The 20,233-nt window shown below is 73.9% G+C and carries 18 protein-coding genes; 5 read left to right on the top strand and 13 right to left on the bottom strand.

Features of this window, described 5'->3' with window-relative positions:
• Positions 1–171 precede the first annotated feature (171 nt).
• Both E8M80_RS08345 and E8M80_RS08350 read right to left on the bottom strand, forming a co-directional pair.
• Positions 172–1,596, bottom strand: coding sequence for an alkaline phosphatase family protein (locus tag E8M80_RS08345; RefSeq protein ID WP_137125217.1), 1,425 nt, complete (start codon positions 1,594–1,596; stop codon positions 172–174).
• A gap of 79 nt (positions 1,597–1,675) precedes the next feature.
• Positions 1,676–2,749, bottom strand: a complete 1,074-nt coding sequence (locus E8M80_RS08350; protein ID WP_170979281.1) for a mandelate racemase/muconate lactonizing enzyme family protein — start codon at positions 2,747–2,749, stop codon at positions 1,676–1,678.
• Positions 2,750–2,831: 82 nt separating this feature from the next.
• On the opposite strand from E8M80_RS08350, the gene E8M80_RS08355 reads away from it, so the two are divergent.
• The gene (locus tag E8M80_RS08355; RefSeq protein WP_137125219.1) at positions 2,832–3,800 is read left to right on the top strand and encodes a tripartite tricarboxylate transporter substrate binding protein; all 969 of its coding nucleotides are present in this window, start codon (positions 2,832–2,834) and stop codon (positions 3,798–3,800) included.
• A gap of 42 nt (positions 3,801–3,842) precedes the next feature.
• On the opposite strand, the gene E8M80_RS08360 is transcribed toward E8M80_RS08355, so the two are convergent.
• Entirely contained in the window at positions 3,843–4,160 is a 318-nt protein-coding gene (locus E8M80_RS08360) for an antibiotic biosynthesis monooxygenase (RefSeq protein ID WP_137125220.1), read from the bottom strand.
• 69 nt (positions 4,161–4,229) lie between these two features.
• On the opposite strand from E8M80_RS08360, the gene E8M80_RS08365 reads away from it, so the two are divergent.
• A complete protein-coding gene (locus tag E8M80_RS08365; RefSeq protein ID WP_137125221.1) occupies positions 4,230–5,237 on the top strand; it encodes a hypothetical protein in 1,008 nt (335 codons plus the stop codon).
• Between the two features lie 28 nt (positions 5,238–5,265).
• Here the strand turns inward: E8M80_RS08365 and E8M80_RS08370 are convergent, their stop codons facing one another.
• Entirely contained in the window at positions 5,266–6,084 is an 819-nt protein-coding gene (locus tag E8M80_RS08370; protein ID WP_137125222.1) for a glycosyltransferase, read from the bottom strand.
• A 176-nt stretch (positions 6,085–6,260) separates the two neighbouring features.
• Here E8M80_RS08370 and lexA point away from each other — a divergent pair, with 176 nt between their 5' ends.
• Complete coding sequence (gene lexA / locus E8M80_RS08375) at positions 6,261–6,980, top strand: transcriptional repressor LexA (RefSeq protein ID WP_137125223.1); 720 nt, start codon at positions 6,261–6,263, stop codon at positions 6,978–6,980.
• Between the two features lie 179 nt (positions 6,981–7,159).
• On the opposite strand, the gene E8M80_RS08380 is transcribed toward lexA, so the two are convergent.
• Positions 7,160–9,310, bottom strand: coding sequence for a ComEC/Rec2 family competence protein (locus tag E8M80_RS08380; protein WP_305012306.1), 2,151 nt, complete (start codon positions 9,308–9,310; stop codon positions 7,160–7,162).
• 172 nt (positions 9,311–9,482) lie between these two features.
• On the opposite strand from E8M80_RS08380, the gene gltX reads away from it, so the two are divergent.
• Positions 9,483–10,880 carry a glutamate--tRNA ligase gene (gltX, locus tag E8M80_RS08385; protein WP_137125224.1) on the top strand — a complete coding sequence of 466 codons (1,398 nt, stop codon included), beginning with the start codon at positions 9,483–9,485 and terminating at the stop codon, positions 10,878–10,880.
• Positions 10,881–11,003: 123 nt separating this feature from the next.
• Here the strand turns inward: gltX and glp are convergent, their stop codons facing one another.
• From glp to E8M80_RS08410, 5 genes are read right to left on the bottom strand one after another with little or no spacing between them, the layout of a single operon-like run.
• Positions 11,004–12,209: a gephyrin-like molybdotransferase Glp gene (gene glp, locus E8M80_RS08390; protein ID WP_137125384.1), complete on the bottom strand. Its 1,206-nt coding sequence runs from the start codon at positions 12,207–12,209 to the stop codon at positions 11,004–11,006.
• A 1-nt stretch (position 12,210) separates the two neighbouring features.
• On the bottom strand, positions 12,211–12,681 hold the full coding sequence (gene moaC / locus E8M80_RS08395; protein WP_137125225.1) for a cyclic pyranopterin monophosphate synthase MoaC: 471 nt from the start codon (positions 12,679–12,681) through the stop codon (positions 12,211–12,213).
• 10 nt (positions 12,682–12,691) lie between these two features.
• Entirely contained in the window at positions 12,692–13,531 is an 840-nt protein-coding gene (gene trpC / locus E8M80_RS08400; protein WP_137125226.1) for an indole-3-glycerol phosphate synthase TrpC, read from the bottom strand.
• Complete coding sequence (trpD, locus tag E8M80_RS08405; RefSeq protein WP_137125227.1) at positions 13,528–14,553, bottom strand: anthranilate phosphoribosyltransferase; 1,026 nt, start codon at positions 14,551–14,553, stop codon at positions 13,528–13,530. The genes trpC and trpD overlap by 4 nt, the downstream gene beginning before the upstream one ends.
• A 5-nt stretch (positions 14,554–14,558) precedes the next feature.
• Positions 14,559–15,152 (bottom strand): aminodeoxychorismate/anthranilate synthase component II, encoded by a 594-nt coding sequence (locus E8M80_RS08410; protein WP_137125228.1) that lies wholly within the window; start codon positions 15,150–15,152, stop codon positions 14,559–14,561.
• A 331-nt stretch (positions 15,153–15,483) separates the two neighbouring features.
• Here E8M80_RS08410 and E8M80_RS08415 point away from each other — a divergent pair, with 331 nt between their 5' ends.
• Positions 15,484–15,675 (top strand): hypothetical protein, encoded by a 192-nt coding sequence (locus tag E8M80_RS08415; RefSeq protein ID WP_137125229.1) that lies wholly within the window; start codon positions 15,484–15,486, stop codon positions 15,673–15,675.
• A 9-nt stretch (positions 15,676–15,684) separates the two neighbouring features.
• On the opposite strand, the gene E8M80_RS08420 is transcribed toward E8M80_RS08415, so the two are convergent.
• From E8M80_RS08420 to E8M80_RS08430, 3 genes are read right to left on the bottom strand one after another with little or no spacing between them, the layout of a single operon-like run.
• The gene (locus E8M80_RS08420) at positions 15,685–16,773 is read right to left on the bottom strand and encodes a glycosyltransferase family 9 protein (protein ID WP_170979282.1); all 1,089 of its coding nucleotides are present in this window, start codon (positions 16,771–16,773) and stop codon (positions 15,685–15,687) included.
• Between the two features lie 4 nt (positions 16,774–16,777).
• Complete coding sequence (gene trpE, locus E8M80_RS08425; RefSeq protein WP_137125231.1) at positions 16,778–18,277, bottom strand: anthranilate synthase component I; 1,500 nt, start codon at positions 18,275–18,277, stop codon at positions 16,778–16,780.
• Positions 18,274–20,166, bottom strand: a complete 1,893-nt coding sequence (locus tag E8M80_RS08430) for a peptidylprolyl isomerase (RefSeq protein WP_137125232.1) — start codon at positions 20,164–20,166, stop codon at positions 18,274–18,276. The genes trpE and E8M80_RS08430 overlap by 4 nt, the downstream gene beginning before the upstream one ends.
• Between the last annotated feature and the right edge of the window lie 67 nt (positions 20,167–20,233).

A 20,233-nucleotide genomic window follows, 5' to 3' on the forward strand; every position in this document is an offset into this window, starting at 1 on the left:
CGCTGCGCGACGCCGACGCGACCCATCCCCCCCCTAAACCTTCTTTGCCATCTGGCGCCCAACCTTCCAGGACAAGCACCCGGTGACAAAGAAGGGAGGGGGATCGGGGGAGGTTCCCCTCCCCCGACCTTCCGACAGACCCACCGACACCTACCTGGCGCGGATGACGCCTCAGGCGCGCCGCATCCCGGTCGGGTAGATCCGTCCGCCCGACGCCTTGCGCATCGCCTCCAGCACGAAGCCGCCGGGCATCCCGATGGTCTCATGCAGAGGCGGCGCATCGCCCGCGTTGTCGAACGCGGCCATCAGCGGCGCGCCCTCCATCCCCTCGGTGCCGAGGCCCAGCATGTGCAGCAGCGTGGGCACGATGTCGGTCAGGTCGGCCGCTTCCTGCGCCACCGCGCCGCCGCGGAAGGGCCCGCCCTGCATCACCAGCACGGTCGCGAGTTCCGCGCGGTGCAGCCCGCCATGCATGCCACCGCCATCGGGCACGTCCGGCGCGTCGAAGGGCGCGGTGCCGGCCAGGCCCCATTCGTCCGCCGCTTCCGACCCCGCGAAGGTCGCGACCAGGTCGGCGCTGCGCGCATGCGCGCTGCCGAGGGCTGCCAGCGGGAAGGCGCTGCCTTCGGGCAGGATGGCCGGGTCGCGCGCCAGCAACGGCCCAGCCCAGGGCTGCGTCGCGAGGAACGCCGCGATCTGCGGCGCCAGCGCCACGTCGCGCAGCCAGAGGCCCGGTGCGGCGGCGGGGGCCACCACCACGTCGACATCGGGCGCCATGCCCGTGCCGGCGCGGAAACCCGCGCGTTGGAGTTCGGAACGCAGGCACATCTTGCCGCGCCCTGTGACATGGCCGTGGTCCGACAGCACGATGACCGCGATCTCCGCCGCATCGGGCTGCGCGTCGCGCCAGGCGACGATGCGGCCCAGCACCTCATCCGCGGCCCGCAGCGCGGCCAGCGTCTCCGGCGCGCCAAGGCCGCACCAATGGAAGGCGACATCGGGCTCCGACAGCCAGAGCAGCGCGACATCCGGCGCGTGGCGCGGCAGGACATGCTCGAGCAGCACGCGGCCGGCGAACTCGACCCGCGCGGTATTGGGCGCCCCGTGCGGCGGCGTGGGGCCGAGCGCGGCCCGCACCTCCTCCGCGGTCTCGCTGCCCTCGTCCTCCACGTTCCAGCGGAAGGCGCCGAGGCGCCCGGCGGCCGGGTGCAGCAGCCGCGCCGCGCCCGCGGTGCCGGCGCTGACCAGCGCGAAGCTCATGCCCGCGGGTGCCAGGCGTTCCGCGAGGCTCGGCCGCTGCAGAGGCGACTCGGCGCCGGCCGCCATGGCGAGCACATCCTCCACCAGCTTGGTGCGCAGCAGCCGGTCGGGCGCCGCCGCGGCATCGAACAGCGTGTTCGCCACCATGCCATGCCCGCCCGGCCGGCAGCCGGTGATGAGGGAGGGCGTGGCGACGCGCGTTTCGGAAGGGAAGACGCTGCGCGCATTGGCGAAGCGCGTCCCGGCGGCGGCCAGCGCCGCGAGATGCGGCGTGCGCGCCGCATCCACCATGTCGGGCCGGAGCCCGTCGAGCGCCACCATGATGCAGCGGGTCATGCCGTCTCTCCCCCGTTCGGCGAGGCGTCCCTTTCGCCCGGCAGCGGCGCCGCGCAAAGGGACGGTTGCGTGACAGGCGTCAGCCGAGCATCGGCTCGAAGCCGAGGCCCGGCGCCGTGGGCAGCGCGATGGCGCCGCCCTGCGGGACAAGGTGCGGCCCGTAGGGCGCGCGCTCGAGGTCGGCGAAGTAGATCTCGATCGGCTCCGCCTCCTCGACGGCCGCGAGGACATGCAGCGTCGCGAGCAGCCCCGGGCCGAAATAGGGGCAATGGGGCACGAGGCGCACGCCCATCCCGCGCGCCAACTCCGCGACCTCGAGCAGCGCCGAGACGCCGCCGACCTTGGTGACGGAGGGCTGCGCCACGTCCACCGCCCGCGCCTCGAGCATGCGGCAGAAATCCTCGACCGTGCCGTTGCACTCGCCGGCCGCGATCGGCACGGGGGAGGCGGCGCGGACGCGCGCGATGGCCGCGATGTCCTCGGGCGGCCAGACCGGTTCCTCGACCCAGGCGGCGTTCCATCCCGCGACGGCCTCGCAGAACTCGATCGCCTCGGCCTCGGTGTCCCAGGCGCAGTTGATGTCGAGCATCAGCGGCACGTCTGGTGCCGCGCGATGGGCGGCGCGGATGCAGCCGAGGTCGACCTCGTGCAGCTTGATCCGGCGATAGCCGCGGCGCAGCGCCTCCTCGACATTGCGCGCGACATCGTCCGCCCGGCCGTAGCGCAGCAGGCTGGCATAGGCCGGCACGACCGGGCGCGCGGCATCGCCCAGCAGGGCATGCAGCGGCACGCCCGCCGCCTTGGCGCGGATGTCCCAGAGCGCGATGTCGATCGCCGAGATCCCGAAGGTGACCGGCCCGTTGCGCCCGAAATTGTGGAAGCGGCGCGCGAGCATGCGCGTCAGCGCCGCGATGTCGCGCGCATCCTGGCCGATGCAGGCGGGACCGATGAGCCGGTCGATGGCGTCCTTCGTCGTCTCCGCCAGCGTGAAGCCGAAACCTTCCCCCCAGCCATGGTGGCCGGCATCGGTCTCGACGCGGACCAGCAGCGTGTCCATCGCGCGGAGATGGAGGTTGCCGCCGACGCCCGATTCACCCGCGCCGTAGGTGAAGCCAGTGCGGTCGTGATGCGTGGTGACGCTGGTGATGCGCATGCCCGTCCCTTCCGTGCGCGACGTATCGGGGGGATACTCGCACCGACAGCCGGCGCGCATAAGCCGGGCAAGGAGGATACGCATGGACCGCAGGACATTGCTTGGCGCGATGGGCGCACTGCCGCTCCTGGCCCCCGCCGTGGCTCACGCCGCCTGGCCCGAGCGGCCGATCCGCATCATCGTCCCCTTCGCCCCCGGCGGGCCTTCCGACATCCTCTCCCGTCTTCTTGCGCCGAAGATGAGCGCGACCCTCGGCCAGCCCGTGGTGGTCGAGAACCGCCCCGGCGCCGGCGGCGTGACGGGCGTGGACGCCGCCGCGAAATCGGCGGCGGACGGCTACACCATCGTTCTCGGCAGCGCGGGCGGGCTTGCGATCTCGCCCCATCTGGGGCGCGGCACGCCGTACGATCCGCTGCGCGACCTCGTGCCGCTGACGCTCGGCGTGCTGGTGCCGGAACCCCTGGTCGTGCCGGCGGCGACCGGCTTCACGAGCTTCGCGGAGCTGATCGCCGCGGCCCGAGCGCGGCCGGGCGCGCTGAACTACGGATCGGCCGGGCCGGGCGGCATGCCGCATCTCGCGGCGGAGCTGCTGCGCGCCTCCGCGGACATCGACGTCACCCACGTGCCCTATCGCGGCGGCGCGCCGCTGGCCTTGGCGCTCGTGCAGAACGAGGTGCAGCTGGGCTTCGCCGATCTGCCGGTGCTGCTGCCGCACATCCGCTCGGGCGTGCTGCGCGCGCTGGCGGTCGGCGCGGAGCGCCGCGTGCCCTGGCTGCCCGACGTGCCGACGACGACCGAACTCGGCCACCCCACGGTGCGCGCCGACAACTGGCATGGCTTCGTCGCACCCGCGCGCGTGCCCGAGGATGCGCTGGCTGCGCTGCACGGCGCGCTTTCCGGCGCACTGAAAGACCCCGAGGTCGCCCGCGCGCTGGATGCGCAGGGCGCCATCCCGGTCGGCAACAGCCGGGAGGAATTCGGCGCCTTCCTCCGCGCCGAGAACGAGAAGTGGAGCGGCGTCATCCGCCGCGCGAATATCCGGATCGACTAGAGCAATATCCGATCAGAGGGAGTCATCCGATCGGGCGCTGCTCTAGGCGCGGATCGTCTGGAGCACCTCGAAGCCCTCGAACTGCGGCGGGCCGAGGGTGGTGGGCTTCGACACCGCGCCCGCGCCGGCATGGGCGCGGCGGAACTGCTCGGACCGCGTCCAGCCCTCGAAGGCCTCCTTCGAGGCCCAGACGGTCAGGGAGGAATAGAGGATGTGGTCCGCCGCCGCCGGCCCCTTCAGCAGGTGGAAGGTCATGAAGCCCGGGACCTCGTGCAGGTGGCTCTCCCGTGTCAGCCAGGCCTGCTCGAAGGCAGGGGCATGCTCGGGGATGACACGGAAGCGGTTAGCGGCGACGAACATGGCGATGTCCTTCCGAGGTTCACCCGCATTGCGGCGGGGTGGCGTCGATCGCGCAAGGGGGAGGGCGGCATGAGCGACCGCGCAGCACTCGAGGCCGTTGCCGACTGGCACCATGCCTGGTTCACCGGAATCGTGCTGATGGCGGTCTCCCGCCGCGGCGCGCCCGATGCGGCGGAGCTCGTCCGCCGCATCTTCCGTCGCCAGCAGGGCGAGAAGTTCCTCGCAGGGCTCGCCAAGCTAGGCCTCGCGGGCCTGCCGCCGGCGGTGGCGGCGGCGCGCTACCACTACCTGTCCAACTTCATCGGCGGCGTGGGCGTCGAATACGTGGAGGAAGGCCCGCGCAAGGCCTGGATCCGCTACCCGCCGCCGCGCTGGGTCTGGCCCGGTGCCACGATCTGCGGCATCCCGTCCGAGGTGAACGCCGCCATGCTGCACGGCTGGCACGCCAACAACGGGGTGCTGCTCGGCGCCCCCGGCCTCGGCTTCGTCTGCACGGGCCAGACGGTCGACGGCGATCCGGGGCTCGAGGGCTATTACATCGAGCACGACCGCCCGCTCGCCGGGCATGAACGGCTGCGCTTCGCGAAGCAGGAGGCGATGCCGCGCTTCGACCCCGCCGCCGCGCCGCGCCTGCCCTCGGCCGACTGGCCGGCCGAACGGATCGCGAAGGCGCGGCGCAACTACGCGATGGAATACTGCCGCACCGCCCTGCAGGAGGCGGCGGCGCTGTTCGGCCCCGAGGCGGGCGGCGGGCTGCTCGGCCACGCCGCGCGGCTGGTCGGCATGCAGCACGTGCACGCGGTTGCGGCGGCGCTGGGCGCCGAGGGCTTCGCCGCCTTCGTCCAGACCCTGGCCGCGGCGACCGGCGACCGCGCGTTCGTGGCGGAGGCCGCCGGCGGCTTCATCGTCTCGCAGCCGGAGGTGGCGCTGCTGCGCGGCATCCCCGACCCCGGCGGTGTGCTCGTCAGCGCCTGGTCGGGCCTGCTGCATGGCGCGCTCGCGGCGCTCGACCGCTTCGCGCGGCTCGACCTGCGGATCGACGGCGCCGCCTGTCCCGCCCCGACCGGCGCCGCCTGAAGGCCGGCACGGCCGGACTGCACGGCGATCACGCGCCCCGGCCGGCGAGCCACCCCTGCACGACGCGATGATAATCCCCGAGGCCTTGCCGGGTGCCCACCATCCGGTTCATGGCCCGCCAGCGGCGCAGCACGCGCGCCGCGTCCGCGGCATGCTGCCCGAAGCCGAAGCCATCCTGCGCGATCGCCGCCAGCGCGCGCGCGTATTCCGCGTCGAAGCGCTGCCAGGGCGTGTCCGTCGCCTGGCCGGGCCTGAGTTGGTAGCGATAGGCCAGTGCCTCCGCGACCGGCGCCTCCCCGCCCAGGGCGGCGAGCGCGCGCAGGTCGAACAGCACGTCGTCGATCAGCCGGAAATCGGGAAAGGGCCGCACCAGGTCGCGCCGCACGACCAGATGCAGCGACGCGAAGGCATGCCGCCAGCCGGCGAAGCCGATGCGCGTCGTGCCCGGCGCCGGCACGCGGCGCAGCTCCGCGCCGCCCGGGTCGCGCACGATGGTCGGCACGACCACGGCGCCGGCATGCCGCGCCACGCGAAGCGCCTGCGCGATGGCATCCGGCGGGCCCTCCAGCGCGTCGTCGCCGTCCAGCATCAGCACATACGCGCCCGCGGCGATGGCGAGCCCCCGGTTGCGCGCGGCATGCGCGCCGGTCGCAACCGGCCCGACCGCCGTGAAGCGGAGCCGCGGGTCGGGCGGCAGCAGGGGCGCGTAGTCGGTCCCGTCATCGGAGGTGACGACGATCTCGACCGCCGCGCCCCCGGCGCGGTCGAGGGCCGATGCGACCGCGCGGGGCACCTCCGTCCACAGGCGATGGGCGGCGATCAGGACGGAGAGGTCGGGGGCCGGCATGGCCCGGAATTCCCACAGGACGCGGCGCGGGGGAAGCCGCGCCGCGCCGGAATTGTCCACAGGAAATCCACATCCGAATGGGATTGACTGTGACTTCGGAACCTAACTAGAACAATATCCAAGTTGCCGGTTTGTTCCGCCCGAGTCGCGCGGCCGGCCTGAGGAGGAGGGGCTGGATGCTCACGCGCAAGCAGCACGAGCTGCTGATGTTCATCGACCGCCATCTGCGCGACACGGGCTTCTCCCCGTCCTTCGAGGAAATGAAGGCGGCGCTCGCGCTGAAGTCGAAATCCGGCATCCACCGGCTCATCACGGCGCTGGAGGAACGCGGCTTCCTCCGCCGCCGCGCGCACCGTGCCCGCGCGCTCGAGGTCATCCGCCTGCCCGAGAACCTCGCGCCGCGCGCCAAGAATGCCGCCCGCGCGCCCGAGGCGCCGCTCGGCCCTAATGTCATCCGCGGCCCCTTCGGCACCCATGCCCCCACGCGCCCGGCGCCTGAGGCCGAGGACAACGCTTCCGTCACCCTGCCGCTGTTCGGCCGGATCGCCGCGGGCGTGCCGATCGAGGCGCTGCGCGACAACGGCGCGTCCGTCGCCGTGCCCGCTTCCCTGCTCGGCACCGGTGAGCACTACGCGCTTGAGGTCGCGGGCGATTCCATGGTCGATGCCGGCATCCTGGACGGCGACACCGTCATCATCCATCGCGCCGAGACCGCCGAGAACGGCGCCATCGTCGTGGCGTTGGTGGACGAAAACGAGGTGACGCTGAAGCGCATCCGCCGGCGGGGCAATTCCATCGCGCTGGAGCCCGCCAACCCGCGGCATGAGACGCGCATCTTCGGCCCCGACCGGGTGAAGGTGCAGGGGCGCCTGGTCGGGCTGTTGCGGCGGTACTAACGCGGAAGGACAGGGGGAGAAGGGCACTTCTCCCCCAGGACTCGTCTCAACCTTCTTTGGCACCTGGCGTCCGGCCTCGCGGGACGGGTGCCAGAAGACAAAGAAGGGAGGGGGTTCGGGGGAGGTTCTCCTCCCCCCACCTTTGTACCGATCTTTGTAGATGTCCCGGACCGCCGCGATCATTCGACAGGCGCAGGGGGCAGGTCGTCCCCGCGCGCCCGCGGCACCGGCACCGGCGGCACCCAGGGCCGCGCGCCGCGCCAGTCGCGGTCGGACACGACCTCGGCGCCCGTTTCGGTCAGCCGGACGGCGTGCGCGCCGTTCCGCCACACGGCGAAGCGGTCCACCACCTGGCTGCCGGCGCAGCGCCCCCGCACCGGCTCGGCCGAGACGACGACCGCGGCGCGGCCGCACTGCGTATCCGCCGGGGTGCCGCGCAGCAGCACCGCCGCGCCCTGCAGGGTGCAGGCGCCGGGCGTGCAGCGGATGGCGCCGCCGGCCGCCTCGCCCTCGGTTGGCAGCGGCTGGGCCTCCACGCCGCCGAGGGCGCGTGCCCACTGGTCCCGCACGAAGCCGGATGCGCCGCGCTGGCGTTCGACCCAGAGCACACCCCCGGCGACCACGCCGATTAGCCGCGCATCGGCCGAAACCAGCAGGTCGGGCTGCCGGTGCAGTGCCGGGCTCGCCAGCGCCACGGCCAGCGCCGGCACGCCGAGCCAGCGCCAGCCCTTCCGCCACAGGCACAGCCAGCAGAGCCCGACGCCATAGAGCGCCAGCCCCCAGCCCGGCATGGGCCGCGCGCCCTGCGCCGCGCCGGGCCAGGCGGCGACCTCGCGCGCCACGGCGAGCACGCCCTCGACCCCGAGGCCCATCAGCCACAGCCCCGGCCCGTCGAGGCCGAGCGGCATCAGTACCGCCGCCAGCATGCCCGCCGGCATCACCAGCACTGAAGTCAGCGGCACCGCGACGGCATTCGCCGCGACGCCGTACCATTGCAGCCGACCGAAATGCGCGAGGCCGACCGGCGCCGTCGCCGCGCCCGCCAGCACCGAGGTCGCGACCAGCCCTGCCGCGAAGATCGCCGCTCGCCGCCACCAGGCACCGTCGCCGCGCAGCCGCGCCATCGGTGCCCGCAGCGCCTCCCACCCCGCGATCAGCGCCAGCACGGCGGCGAAGGACATCTGGAAGGACGGCCCGAGGATCTGCGCCGGCGCGATCAGCAGCACCGCCGCGGCGGCAAGCGCGAGGCTGCGCATCGAGATCGCCTGCCGCCCCGCCAGCAACGCCAGCGTCACCAGCGCGGCCATGGCAAAGCTCCGCTGCATCGGCACCTGCGCGCCGGTGAGTAGCATGTAGAAACCGCCGGCCGCCAGCGCGGCCACCCCCGCCACCACCTTGCCGTCCACGCGCAGGGCAAGGCGCCGCCACAGCGCGACCAGTAGCCGCACGATCCAGAAGGTCACCCCCATCACGATCGCGATGTGCAGCCCCGAGACGGAGAGAAGGTGCGCGAGCCCTGAATCCCGCATCGCGGCGAGGTCGGCGCGCGGGATGGCGCTCTGCCCGCCGGTCAGCAGGGCGGCGGCGACGGCGCCGGCGGCGCCGGGGATGGCGGCGGTTACGCGCGCCTCGACCGTGGCGCGCAGGCCCGAAAGTGGCGGCGCCGCGCCGGCGCCGTGTGCGACCTCCGCCGGGGCGATCGCGAAGCCCGACCCGCCCTGGCCGGCGAAGAAGGCGGCGCGCTGGAAGTCCCAGCCGCCGGGATAGGCGGGCGCCGATGGTGCCCGCACCAGTGCGCGGACGGTCAGCCGGTCCCCCGGCGCCGGCCGCGCCGGGTCGTTCGCGCGCAGCCGCACCCTTATCGTGCGCGCACCGGGCGGTTCGCCGGCCACGAGGCGCACCTCGGCCAGGGTCACGCGGCGGCCTTCGGGCAGCAGGTCGACATCCTGCACGATGCCGTCGAGGACGACGGCGCGCATCGGCGGCACCAGTGGCGGCGGCGCCGCGGCGGCATGCAGCAGCGCCGCGCCGAAACCGAGCCAGGCCGCCGCGAGGAGCCCGATCGCCCAGCCCGCCAGCTGCGCCCGCCGCGCCACCGCCCAGGCCAGCACCGCCAGCAGTGGCGCGGGGAGCGCCATCCAGGCCGGGGGTTCGGCGCGGAGCGCGAAGTAGCCGAGCACGCCAGCCCCCATCGCCACCGCCAGCCAGGGCGCGAGCCGTCCGCGCTCGGCCGCGAGCAGTGCGCCGGGCCAGCCGCCAGCGGCGGGGGCGACGCCGGCCCATCCGGCCGAAATGCGCGCACTGGTGCTAGGCAGGTCGATCTTCCGCAACTTTCCGGTTCATACTAGATCGGAATCCGGTCGCACGGCAGCGGTCTCGCCGTGCCGCCGTGCCCGACCGCGCGGCCCATGCCGTGCGGCCGCCCCCGCCCGCGCGCGGGCGGGTTCACCCCGGGTGGCGCTTCTGGTCTAAGGAAGCCCTTCGCGACCGAGCCGAGGCCTCATGACCGTCCGCACCCGTTTCGCCCCTTCGCCCACCGGCTACCTGCACATCGGCGGCGCGCGCACCGCGTTGTTCAACTACCTGTTCGCCCGCCACCACAAGGGCGCCTACCTGCTGCGCATCGAGGACACGGATCGCGAACGCTCGACCCAGGCGGCGGTCGACCAGATCCTGGAAAGCCTCGCCTGGCTCGGCCTCTCGCCGGACGAGCCGCCGGTCTTCCAGGCGAGCCGCGAGGCGCGCCACGCCGAGATCGCGAACGCGCTGCTGGCCATGGGCCACGCCTATCGCTGCTGGGCGACGCCGGACGAACTGGCGCAGATGCGCGAGCAGGCCGCCGCCGAAGGCCGCCCGCCGCGCTACGATCGCCGCTGGCGCGACCGCGAGCCGGGGCCGGAGCAGCACGACGCGCCATACGCCATCCGCATCAAGGCGCCGCTGGACGGCGAGACGGTGGTGCACGACCTCGTGCAGGGGGAGGTGCGCGTGCAGAACACCGAGCTCGACGACATGATCATCCTGCGATCGGACGGGACGCCGACCTACCTGCATGCGGTGGTGGTGGACGACCACGACATGGAGATCACGCACGTCATCCGCGGCGACGACCACCTGACCAACACCTTCCGGCAATGCATGGTCTACGACGCGATGGGCTGGCGACGGCCGCATTTCGCCCACATCCCGCTGATCCACGGCGCCGACGGGGCGAAGCTGTCGAAGCGCCACGGCGCGGTGTCGGTGCTCGAGTTCCGAGAGCAGGGCTACCTGCCGGAGGCGGTCTGCAACTACCTGCTCCGCCTCGGCTGGGGCCATGGCGACGAGGAGATCGTGCCGCACGACCGCGCGGTCGAGCTGTTCGACGTCAAGGACGTGGGTCGTGCCGCGTCGCGCATGGACTACGCGAAGCTCACGCACCTGAACGGCGTCTATCTTCGCCAGGCGGAGGACGACCGCCTGACGCGGGAGGTGCTGCTGATCCTGGCCAAGCGCGGCGTGCTGTTCGGCACGGATGGCGGGCAGCGCGTGGGAATGCTGATGCCCGACCTCAAGGACCGCGCGCGGACGCTCGAGGAACTGGCCGGTTCTGCGGCCTTCGCCGCGCATGAGGGCCCGCCGGCGATGGAGGCGAAGGCGCTCGCGCTGCTGACGCCCGAGGCGCGTGCGCGGCTCGCGGACCTGGCCGAGTTCCTCTCGGCCGCCCCGTGGGAGAAGGCGGACCTCGAGGCGTGGCTGCGCGACTACGCCGAGGTCAAGCAGGTCAAGCTGAAGGACGTTGCGCAGCCGCTGCGCGTGGCGCTGTCGGGCAGCACCACCAGCCCGCCGATCAACGCGGTGCTCTGGGCGCTCGGGCGGGATGAGAGCCTGCTCAGGATCATCGCCGCGGCCAATGGGTGAGGTCGGGGGAGGAGAACCTCCCCCGATCCCACTCCCTTCTTTGGAACTTGGGACTGATCGTCGGACTGGCGCCAAGTGCCAAAGAAGGAGGGGGGATCGGGGAGAGTTCTCTCCCCCCGACCTTCACACCCCGAGATCGCCGAGAACGATCGCCTCCACCTCGCTGCCCGCCGCCAGCGCCGGCGCGAAGGGCGCGCGCAGCACCAGCGCATCCGCCCGCGCCAGCGTCGCCAGCATCGAGGAATCCTGCACCGGCGCGGGCGTCGCCAGCATCCGCCCCTCGGCGTCCAGCGACAGCGCGGCGCGCAGGTGGTCCGCGCGCCGGTCGTTCTCCGCCAGCGGCGCGGCCGTCAGCACGCGCCGTGTCGGCGGCGGCGCGCCCGGCAGGCCCGACAGCCGCGCGATCGCCGGGATCAGGAACACCACGCCGCAGACCATGGCCGAGACGGGGTTGCCCGGCAGCCCCAGCACCGGCGTGCGGCCGAGCCGGCCCCAGATGAGCGGCTTGCCCGGCCGCATCGCGATCTTCCAGAAGCCGAGCTCGAAGCCTTCGCCGCCCAGCGCCTGCTGGATCAGGTCGTGCTCGCCCACGCTGGCGCCGCCGGTCGTGACCAGCAGGTCGAAGGCGTGGGCGGCGGCGGCGGCCTCGGCGATGGCGCGCGTGTCGTCGGGCGCGATCGGCAGCACGACCGGATCGCCGCCCGCGCCCTTCACGAGCGCGGCCAGCGCATGTGCGTTGGAGGAGACGATGCCGCCCGGCGGGATCGGGTCCCCCGGCAGCGCGATCTCGTCGCCGGTCGCGAGGATGCCGATGCGCGGGCGGCGATGCACCGCGAGCCAGGGGTTGTTCGACGCCGCGGCCAGGCCGATGTCGCGCGCCGTAAGGCGCCGCCCGGCCGACAGCACCTCGGCGCCCTCGGCGAAGTCGAGGCCCCGCCTTCGGATCCAGCGCCCGGTCTGCACCGCCTCGTTCACGCGGACGGTGCCGTCGGCGGCGGTCGCGTCCTCCTGCAGCAGGATCGCGTCCGCGCCGTCGGGCACGAAGCCGCCGGTGAAGATGCGCACCGCTTCCCCGGCGCCGACGCGGCCCGCGAAGGGGCGCCCGGCCGGGGCGGCGCCGGTCATGCGCAACACCGCGCCCGCGGTCGCGTCCGCCGCGCGCACGGCGTAGCCGTCCATGGCCGATACATCGGCCGGCGGCTGCGTCAGCCGCGCGGAGACAGGGCGCGCCAGCACGCGCCCCGCGCCCTCGGCCAGCGCGACCGTCTCGGCTGCGGTCGGCGTCAGCGCGGCGAGGATGCGCGCGCGGGCGTCCTCGACCGGCAGCAGGTCATTCGCCACGGAACTCGCCCGACTTGCCGCCGGCCTTGTGGACCAGGCGCACATCCTCGATGCGCATGCCACGGTCCACCGCCTTGACCATGTCATAGACGGTGAGCGCGGCGACGCTGACCGCGGTCAGCGCCTCCATCTCGACGCCGGTCTTGCCGGTGAGCTTCACGGTGGCCTCGATCGCGACGGCGTCCTCGCCTTCCGGTTCGAGATCCACCGTGACCTTGCTGATCATCAACGGGTGGCAGAGCGGAATGAGGTCGGAGGTCTTCTTCGCCGCCATGATGCCGGCGATGCGCGCGACGCCGAGAACGTCGCCCTTACCCGCGCGGCCCTCGCGGATCAGCGCCAGCGTGGCCGGCTGCATCACGATGCGCCCGCGCGCGGTGGCGCTGCGCACCGTCTCGTCCTTGGCCGAGACATCCACCATAGCGGCGCGCCCGGCGGCGTCGAAATGGGTCAGCGCCATGGAGCGGCGCTCAGCGCGCGTTGACCAGGTCGCGCGCGGCGGCGGTGACGTCGTCCTGCCGCATCAGGTGTTCGCCCACCAGGATGCAATGCGCCCCGGCCATCGCCATGCGGCGCACGTCGGCGGGGGTGCGGATGCCGCTTTCCGCCACCGGCAGGCGGTCGGCGGGCACGAGCGGCGCCAGCGCCTCGGTCGTCGCGATGTCGGTCTGCAGCGTGCGCAGGTCGCGGTTGTTGATGCCGATGAGCCGCGTGTTGAGACCGAGTGCGCGATCGAGCTCCTTGCGGTCGTGCACCTCGGCCAGCACCGCCATGTCGAGCGAACGGGCAAGTTCCAGCAGTTCCGCCGCCATGTCGTCCGACAGGCAGGCCATGATCAGCAGGATGGCGTCGGCGCCCATCGCGCGCGCCTCGAAGACCTGCCAGGGGTGGATCATGAAGTCCTTGCGCAGCACGGGCAGGGAACAGGCCGCGCGCGCGCCTTCCAGATGCTCCCGCGCGCCCTGGAAATAGGGGGCGTCGGTCAGGATCGACAGGCACGCGGCGCCGCCCTCCTCATAGGCCTTCGCCAGCGCCGGCGGGTCGAAGGGGTCGCGGATCAGCCCGCCGGAGGGCGATGCGCGCTTGATCTCGGCGATCAGCCCCGTGCGGCCCTCCCCGATCCGGGCGCAGAGGGCACCCACGAAATCGCGCACCGGGGGCGCATGCGCCGCGGCGCGCTCGATCTCGGATTGCGAGGTCGCGGCCATGCGCTCGGCAACCTCCTTCTCCTTGTCGGCGACGATGCGGACCAGGACATCGGGGACCGAGACGATGCCGGCGGCGGTGGTCACGACATGGGGGGCGTTCATGCGGCGGCGTCCTTGGGGGGGCAGAGGGCGCGGAGGCGCGTGAGTACGCCAAGCGCCGTCCCTTCGTCTATCGCGCGGGCGGCCAGCGCCGCGCCCTCGCGCAGGTCGGCGGCGCGGTCGGCCACGATCAGCGACGCCGCGGCGTTCAGCAGCACGACATCGCGGTAGGGTCCGGGCGCGCCGCGCAGCAAGGCTTCGAGCGCCGCGGCATTCTCGGCCGGGTCGCCGCCCTTGAGCGCCGAGGCGGGCGCGCGCGCCAGCCCGGCATCCTCCGGCACCACGGTGAAGTCGCGGAGCGACCCGTCGGGCTCGAGGGCCACCACCTGGCTCTCGCCGGCGAGCGTCAGCTCGTCGAGCCCCTGGCCATGCACTAGCCACGCGCGCTCCGTGCCGAGGCGGCCGAGCGCCTCGGCCATCGGGCGCAGCCATTCGGGGGCGAAGGCGCCGGTCATCTGGCGCCGCACGCGCGCGGGGTTCGCGAGCGGGCCCAGCAGGTTGAAGATGGTGCGCGTGCCGAGTTCCACCCGCGGCCCGGCCGCATGGCGCATCGAGGCATGGTGCCGTGGCGCCATGAGGAAGACCATGCCGGCGTCGCGCAGCACGCCCGGCAGGCGCTCGAAGGGCAGGTCGAGCGAGATGCCGAGCGCCGAGAGCGCGTCCGCCGCGCCCGAGCGCGAGGACAGCGCCCGGTTGCCGTGCTTGGCGACCGGCACGCCCGCGCCCGCCACCACCATGGCCGCCGCCGTGCTGATGTTGAGCGTGCCCGCCGCGTCGCCGCCGGTGCCGACGATGTCCATCGCATCGGCCGGCGCCTCGACCGCCACCATGCGCGCGCGCATGGCACGCACGGCGCCGGTCATCTCGGCCACCGTCTCGCCGCGTACGCGCAGGGCCATCAGCAGGCCGGCGATCTGCGCGGGCGTCGCCTCGCCGCCCATGATGATGCCGAAGGCGTCCTCGGCCTCGGATTCCGAAAGGCGTTCGGCGGCGGCGAGGCGCGCCAGGATGGGCTTGAGGGACATGGCGCTCAGGCAGGGACGGGCAGGCGGGCGCCGGCGAGGGTCAGGAAGTTGCGCAGCAGGTCGTGGCCATGGGCGGAGGCGATGCTCTCCGGGTGGAACTGCACGCCCGAGATCGGCAGGTCGCGATGCTTCAGGCCCATCACCAGCCCGTCCTCGGTCCAGGCCGTGACGTCGAGGCAGTCGGGCATCGAGCCGCGCTCCACGATCAGGGAATGGTAGCGCGTGGCCGCGAAGGGGGAGGGGATGCCGGCGAAGACGTCGCGCCCGGCGTGATGCACCTGCCAGACCTTGCCGTGTACGGGTTCCGGGGCGCGGATCACCCGGCCCCCGAAGGCCTGCCCGATCGCCTGGTGGCCTAGGCAGACGCCGAGCACGGGCAGCCGCGCCTCGGCGGCGAGCGCGATCAGCGGCAGGCAGATGCCCGCTTCGTTCGGCGTGCAGGGGCCGGGAGAGAGCACGACCGCCTCGGGCTTCATCGCGAGAACGCCCTGCGGGTCTATCGCGTCGTTCCGCCGCACCTCCACCTGCGCCCCGAGGTCGCCCAGGAAGTGGAAAAGGTTGAAGGTGAAACTGTCGTAGTTGTCGATCAGCAGGATCATGGCGCGTGATCCTTGGACCCGACGCGCGGGGGAATCAAGGTCGGCGTCTGGCGACCCGGTTCCCCTCGGCGTGGCGAGAGACTGAAGCAAGATCCGATCAGATGGATACATCCGATCGGATATCTCGCTTTAGAAGGCATATGGTCCCGAACAGCTTATGCCCGATCGGCGGAACCGCTCAGCGGTTCCATCCGATCGGGCGCTCCTCTAGCCTGCGCGGGGGCCGGAGGTCGCCGAACACCGGCACGGCGCATCGGCCGGACGACCCCGGCGTGGCGCCGCCGCGCGCGGCCCGCGAAGGGGAGGATGCGGTGGTCCGGGAGAGCCAGGCGTGACGGAACTGCTTGACGGGCTGACATGGACGGTGCCGGTCGCGATGGTCGTGCTGGCCGTCGCGGGCGAGGTCGTCCGCCGGACCGGGCGGCCGTGGCTCGGGCGCGGCATGATCTGGGCGGCGCTGCTCGCCAGCGCGGCCTGGACGCTCCTGCACCTGGCCGAGATGATGGCCATCGTCGGGCGCTGAGGCCCCGCGTCACGCTTCCGGCGGCAGGTCCCCGGTGCGCACCAGGAAGGCCGCGCGCGCCGCAGCCGCCTGCCAGTCCCCCCCGCCATCGGGGCATCGGAGGATGCGCAGCGTCGGGTACCAGACGCTGTCCTCCCGCCCCGGCTGCCAGCGCCAGTCGGCGTGGCGCCCATGGGCCAGCATCAGCACGGGCTTGCCGAGCGCCCCCGCGAGGTGGACCGCGGCCGTGTCCACCGTGACCACGAGGTCCATCGCCGCGATGGCCGCCGCCGTGTCGAGGAAGGCGTCCGCCCCGACGTCCAGTTCCGGCCCGAGCCGGTCGAGGGGGAAGGGCGCATCCTGCTCCTCGCCCGGCCCCTTCTGCAGGGACACCAGGCGCGCGCCCTCGATCCGTGCGAGCGGCGCGAAGGCGGCGAGCGGCGCCGAGCGGTGGCCGTCCACGGGCGCGGCCGGATTGCCTTGCCAGGCGATGCCGATCCGCAGCCCCTCCGGGCCGATGCGCCGGCGCCAGCGTTCCAGGCGGTCCGGATCGGCCGCGAGGTAGGGGATCCGCCCGCGATACTGCTGCGGCCGCAGGCCGAGCGCACGCGGCAGGTTCAGCAGCGGCAGCCAGGCCGATGCGGCAATTCCGCCGGGATCGGCCGCAGGCCGGAGTTCGATCCCCTCGCAGAGCGGCGCGAGCAGACGATGGAGCCGCCGGTCGAGCACCGCGTGGACCCGCGCGCCGCGGTCGCGCAGCAGGGGCAGGTAGCGGGCGAACTGGATTGTGTCGCCGAGGCCCTGCTCCCCCATCACCAGCACCGCCCCGGGCGCCTCGCCGCCGCGCCAGGGCGCCACGGGCTCGGGGCCGCGCGGCCCCTGGCGCGTCACCTGGGGGTAGGCCTCCGGCATCAGGCGGAAGCGCACCTCGAAGGCGTCCCACGCCTCGGCCCAGAGGCCGGCGGCGAAGCAGGTCCGCGCATGCGCCACCTGCAGGCCGAGGTCGTCCGGCGCCAGGGCGCGCAGGCGCCGCAGCGCCACGGCCGCTTCCAGCGCGCGGCCGGACTCCCGCGCGTCCTCGATCAGCCGGAGGATCGGGTCGAGGTCCGGCCCCGCCACGGCGTCAGCGCCGGCCGGAGGCGAAGCGCACCGCCTCCTCGGCCGCGCGGAACAGGGCGCGCGCCTTCTGCACCGTCTCCTCATATTCCGCCTTCGGGTCGGAATCGGCCACCACGCCGGCGCCGGCCTGCACGTACATCGTGCCGTCCTTCACCAGCGCGGTGCGCAGCGCGATGCAGGTGTCCATGCCGCCATCGGCGCCGAAATACCCGATGCCGCCAGCATAGAGGCCGCGGCGGGAGGGCTCGAGTTCCTCGATGATCTCCATGGCGCGGATCTTCGGCGCGCCGGTGAGCGTGCCCGCCGGGAAGCCGGCGCAGTAGGCATCGAGCGCGTCGAGACCGTCCCGCAGCCGGCCCTGCACCTCGGATCCGATGTGCATGACCTGCGAATAGCGCTCGACCTGGAACTGCGCCGTCACCTTGACGGAGCCGATCGCGGCGACGCGGCCGACATCGTTGCGGCCGAGGTCGAGCAGCATCAGGTGCTCGGCGCGTTCCTTCGGGTCGGCCAGTAGCTCGGCCTCCAGCGCGCGGTCCTCCTCGGGCGTCGCGCCGCGGCGGCGCGTGCCGGCCAGCGGGCGGACGGTGACCGTGTTGTCGCGGCAGCGCACCAGGATCTCGGGGCTCGCGGCCACGACGGAGAACCCGCCGAAATCCCCGAACACCAGGAAGGGCGCGGGATTGATCCGGCGCAGCGCGCGATAGAGGGCGAAGGGCGGCAGCGCGAAGGGCGCGGAGAAGCGCTGCGCCGGCACGATCTGGAAGGCGTCGCCGGCCCGGATGTATTCCTTGGCGCGCTCGACCGCCGCGATGTAGCCGGCCTCGGTGAAGTTGCTCGCGGGCGCGGGCTGCGCGGGCAGGCTTGCGGGCGGGGCGGCGCGCGGCACAGGCCGGTCGAGCGCGGCCTCGGCCTCATCGAGGCGCGCATTCGCCGCCTCCCAGGCGGCCTGCGGCTCGGCGCCGGGCCAGACCGGGGCGCAGAGGGTCAGCGTGTCCCGCACATGGTCGAAGACCGCCATCAGGGTCGGGCGGGTCAGCACGGCGTCGGGGATGCCGAGCACGTCGGGGTTGGTCGCCGGCAGGCGCTCGATCAGCCGGACCATGTCGTAGCCGAGGTAGCCGAACAGCCCCGCCGCCATGGGTGGGAGGCCCGGCGGCACGGGCATCCGGCATTCGGCGATAAGGCGGCGCAGGCTGTCGAGCGCGGGCGCTTCGTCGGCCACGAAGGCGTGCGGAGCCGACAGGGCGTGGCGGTTGATCTCGGCCTGGCCGTCGCGGCAGCGCCAGACCAGGTCGGGGGCCAGGCCGATCGCCGAATAGCGGCCGCGCGCGGCGCCCCCTTCGATCGATTCCAGCAGGAAGGCGTTGGCTTGCGCGCCGCCGGTCAGCTTCAGGAAGGCGCCGACGGGCGTGTCGAGGTCCGCCACGCGCTCGCGCACCAGGATGCTGCCGCGCCCTGCCTCGAGCGCCGCGCGGAGGGCGGCGAAGCCCGTCCCGTTCATCGGCCGGTCACCTGTTCCAGCAGGTTCCGGTTGACGGTCACGCCGGCGCGGGCGCGCAGTGCGACGGCGAATTGCTGTTCGAGCTCCTCCTGCATCGCCTCCTCGACCTCGGCCCTGACGCGGCCGAGGCCGAGCGGGTCCGACGCCGGGTCGAAGCGCACGATGTCGACCAGCCGCGCGACCGCGAAGCCGTCCCGCGTCTCGGCCATTGTCGCGCCGTCGGGCGCGGCCTCGAACAGCGGCGCCACCAGTTCCGGCGGCAGCGGCGCGGCGGTGGCGGGGTTGCGGCCGAAGGGGCCGAGGCGGGCCAGCGGCAGCCCGGCCTCCTGCGCCGCCTCGGCCGCGCTGCGGCCGGCGCGGAGGGCGGCGAGCAGCCCGGCGGCGCGCTCCTCGGCCGCCCGGCGGCGCGCCTCGGCCAGGTAGCCTTCGCGCACGGCGGCCTCCACGGTCTCGAAGGGTCGGAGCGCCGGCGGCGTCACGTTGCGGATCTCGATCGCCACGAAGGCGTCGCCCATCTCGGCCATGCGGGGCGCGTCGCCCTGCCGCGCGGCGAAGACCGCGCGGAGCAGCTCCTCGCGCTGCGCGTCGGGCAGGGGCAGCGCGACCGTCTCGCCCGCCGGGTCGCGCCCGGAGGCATCCAGCGTGACGGTCACGAGCTGCAGGCCGAAGCGCTGCGCGGCCTCGGCGATGCCGGAGCCGCCGGCCAGCGCGTCCTCGACGCGGTTCGCGCGCTCATAGGCCTGGTCGGCCGCGCGGTCGCGGGCGACCTCGCGGCGCAATTCCTCGCGCACCTCGGCCAGGGTCCGGGTGGTCGCCGGCTCGATGCGCTCGACCTGCAGGACATGCCAGCCGAAGGGGCTTTGCACCGGATCGGCGACGCTGCCGGGGGCGGCGGCGAAGGCGGCCTCGGCCACCGCCGGGATCGGCAGCGTCGCGCGGTCCAGCAGGCCGAGGTTGGCCGCCGAGCCACCGGCCGCGGTGGCCGCGGCCTCGACGGCCTCGAACTCGGCCCCGCCGCGCCAGGTGGCGGCCAGTTCGCGCGCCGCCGCTTCCTCCGGCAGCACAGCCTGGCGGATCGCCCGGCGCTCCGGCGTGTCGTACTGCGCGCGGCGCTGCTCGTAGGCCTCGGCCAGCGCGCTGTCGGGCACCTCGATCTCGGCCGCGACGGCGTCCGTCGTCAGCAGGGCGATCGCCGCCTGGCGGTACTCGGGGGCGGAGAAGCGGGCCGGGTTGTTCTCCTGCCAGCGGCGGAGCTGCGCTTCGGTCGGGGCCTCCGGCTCGGGCATGGCGGCCAGCGGGACCACGACCACGTCCGCCACGCGCCGCTCCATCGCCCAGGCGAGCAGCGGCGCGGTCATCGCATCGGGTGCGCTGGCGCCGGCGCGCACCGCGCCGGCCAGCTGCTGGCGCAGCACGTCGCCCGCGATGATCTGGAGGAACTGCGCCTCGTTCAGGTCGTTCTGCCGGAGCAGGCTGTCGAGCAGCGGGCGGGAAAAGGCGCCGTCCGAGCCGGTCAGGCCGGGGATGGCGAAGACCGCGTCGCGCACCGTGCCGGCGGGGGCGGCCAGGCCCATCCGCCGGGCCTCGACCCGCAGCGCCCGGTCCGAGACCAGCTGTTCCAGCGCCGAGGCGGCGACGGCGCGGCGGATGTTCTCGTCCGCCTCGAAGCGGCTGCCGAGCTGGCGGGCGATGCGGCTCATCTCCCGTCGCGCGGCGGCCTGCGCCTCGGTCAGCTCGATCTTCTCGCTGCCCACGGTCGCGACCGCGGTCTCGCGGCCGAGGTTGCGGACGACGTCCTCGATCCCCCAGACGGCGAAGGACAGGACGAGAAGGGCGAAGAGGATCTTGGCGACCCAGGTGCCGGCCATGCGGCGGAGCGCGGTGAGCATGGCGCGTCCTTACCCGCGTGCCGGGGGCGGCGGAAGGGGCTCAGGGCATGGACAGGGCCGAAGGGCA

Source organism: Roseomonas sp. HF4 (assembly GCF_005222755.1).
Lineage (GTDB): Bacteria > Pseudomonadota > Alphaproteobacteria > Acetobacterales > Acetobacteraceae > Neoroseomonas.

Bases quoted from the DNA above. Each gene is read 5' to 3' on its own strand.
- E8M80_RS08345 (WP_137125217.1), bottom strand. From the start codon at position 1,596: ATGACCCGCTGCATCATGGTGGCGCTCGACGGGCTCCGGCCCGACATG.
- E8M80_RS08350 (WP_170979281.1), bottom strand. From the start codon at position 2,749: ATGCGCATCACCAGCGTCACCACGCATCACGACCGCACTGGCTTCACC.
- E8M80_RS08355 (WP_137125219.1), top strand. From the start codon at position 2,832: ATGGACCGCAGGACATTGCTTGGCGCGATGGGCGCACTGCCGCTCCTG.
- E8M80_RS08360 (WP_137125220.1), bottom strand. From the start codon at position 4,160: ATGTTCGTCGCCGCTAACCGCTTCCGTGTCATCCCCGAGCATGCCCCT.
- E8M80_RS08365 (WP_137125221.1), top strand. From the start codon at position 4,230: ATGAGCGACCGCGCAGCACTCGAGGCCGTTGCCGACTGGCACCATGCC.
- E8M80_RS08370 (WP_137125222.1), bottom strand. From the start codon at position 6,084: ATGCCGGCCCCCGACCTCTCCGTCCTGATCGCCGCCCATCGCCTGTGG.
- lexA (WP_137125223.1), top strand. From the start codon at position 6,261: ATGCTCACGCGCAAGCAGCACGAGCTGCTGATGTTCATCGACCGCCAT.
- gltX (WP_137125224.1), top strand. From the start codon at position 9,483: ATGACCGTCCGCACCCGTTTCGCCCCTTCGCCCACCGGCTACCTGCAC.
- moaC (WP_137125225.1), bottom strand. From the start codon at position 12,681: ATGGCGCTGACCCATTTCGACGCCGCCGGGCGCGCCGCTATGGTGGAT.
- trpC (WP_137125226.1), bottom strand. From the start codon at position 13,531: ATGAACGCCCCCCATGTCGTGACCACCGCCGCCGGCATCGTCTCGGTC.
- trpD (WP_137125227.1), bottom strand. From the start codon at position 14,553: ATGTCCCTCAAGCCCATCCTGGCGCGCCTCGCCGCCGCCGAACGCCTT.
- E8M80_RS08410 (WP_137125228.1), bottom strand. From the start codon at position 15,152: ATGATCCTGCTGATCGACAACTACGACAGTTTCACCTTCAACCTTTTC.
- trpE (WP_137125231.1), bottom strand. From the start codon at position 18,277: ATGAACGGGACGGGCTTCGCCGCCCTCCGCGCGGCGCTCGAGGCAGGG.
- E8M80_RS08430 (WP_137125232.1), bottom strand. From the start codon at position 20,166: ATGCTCACCGCGCTCCGCCGCATGGCCGGCACCTGGGTCGCCAAGATC.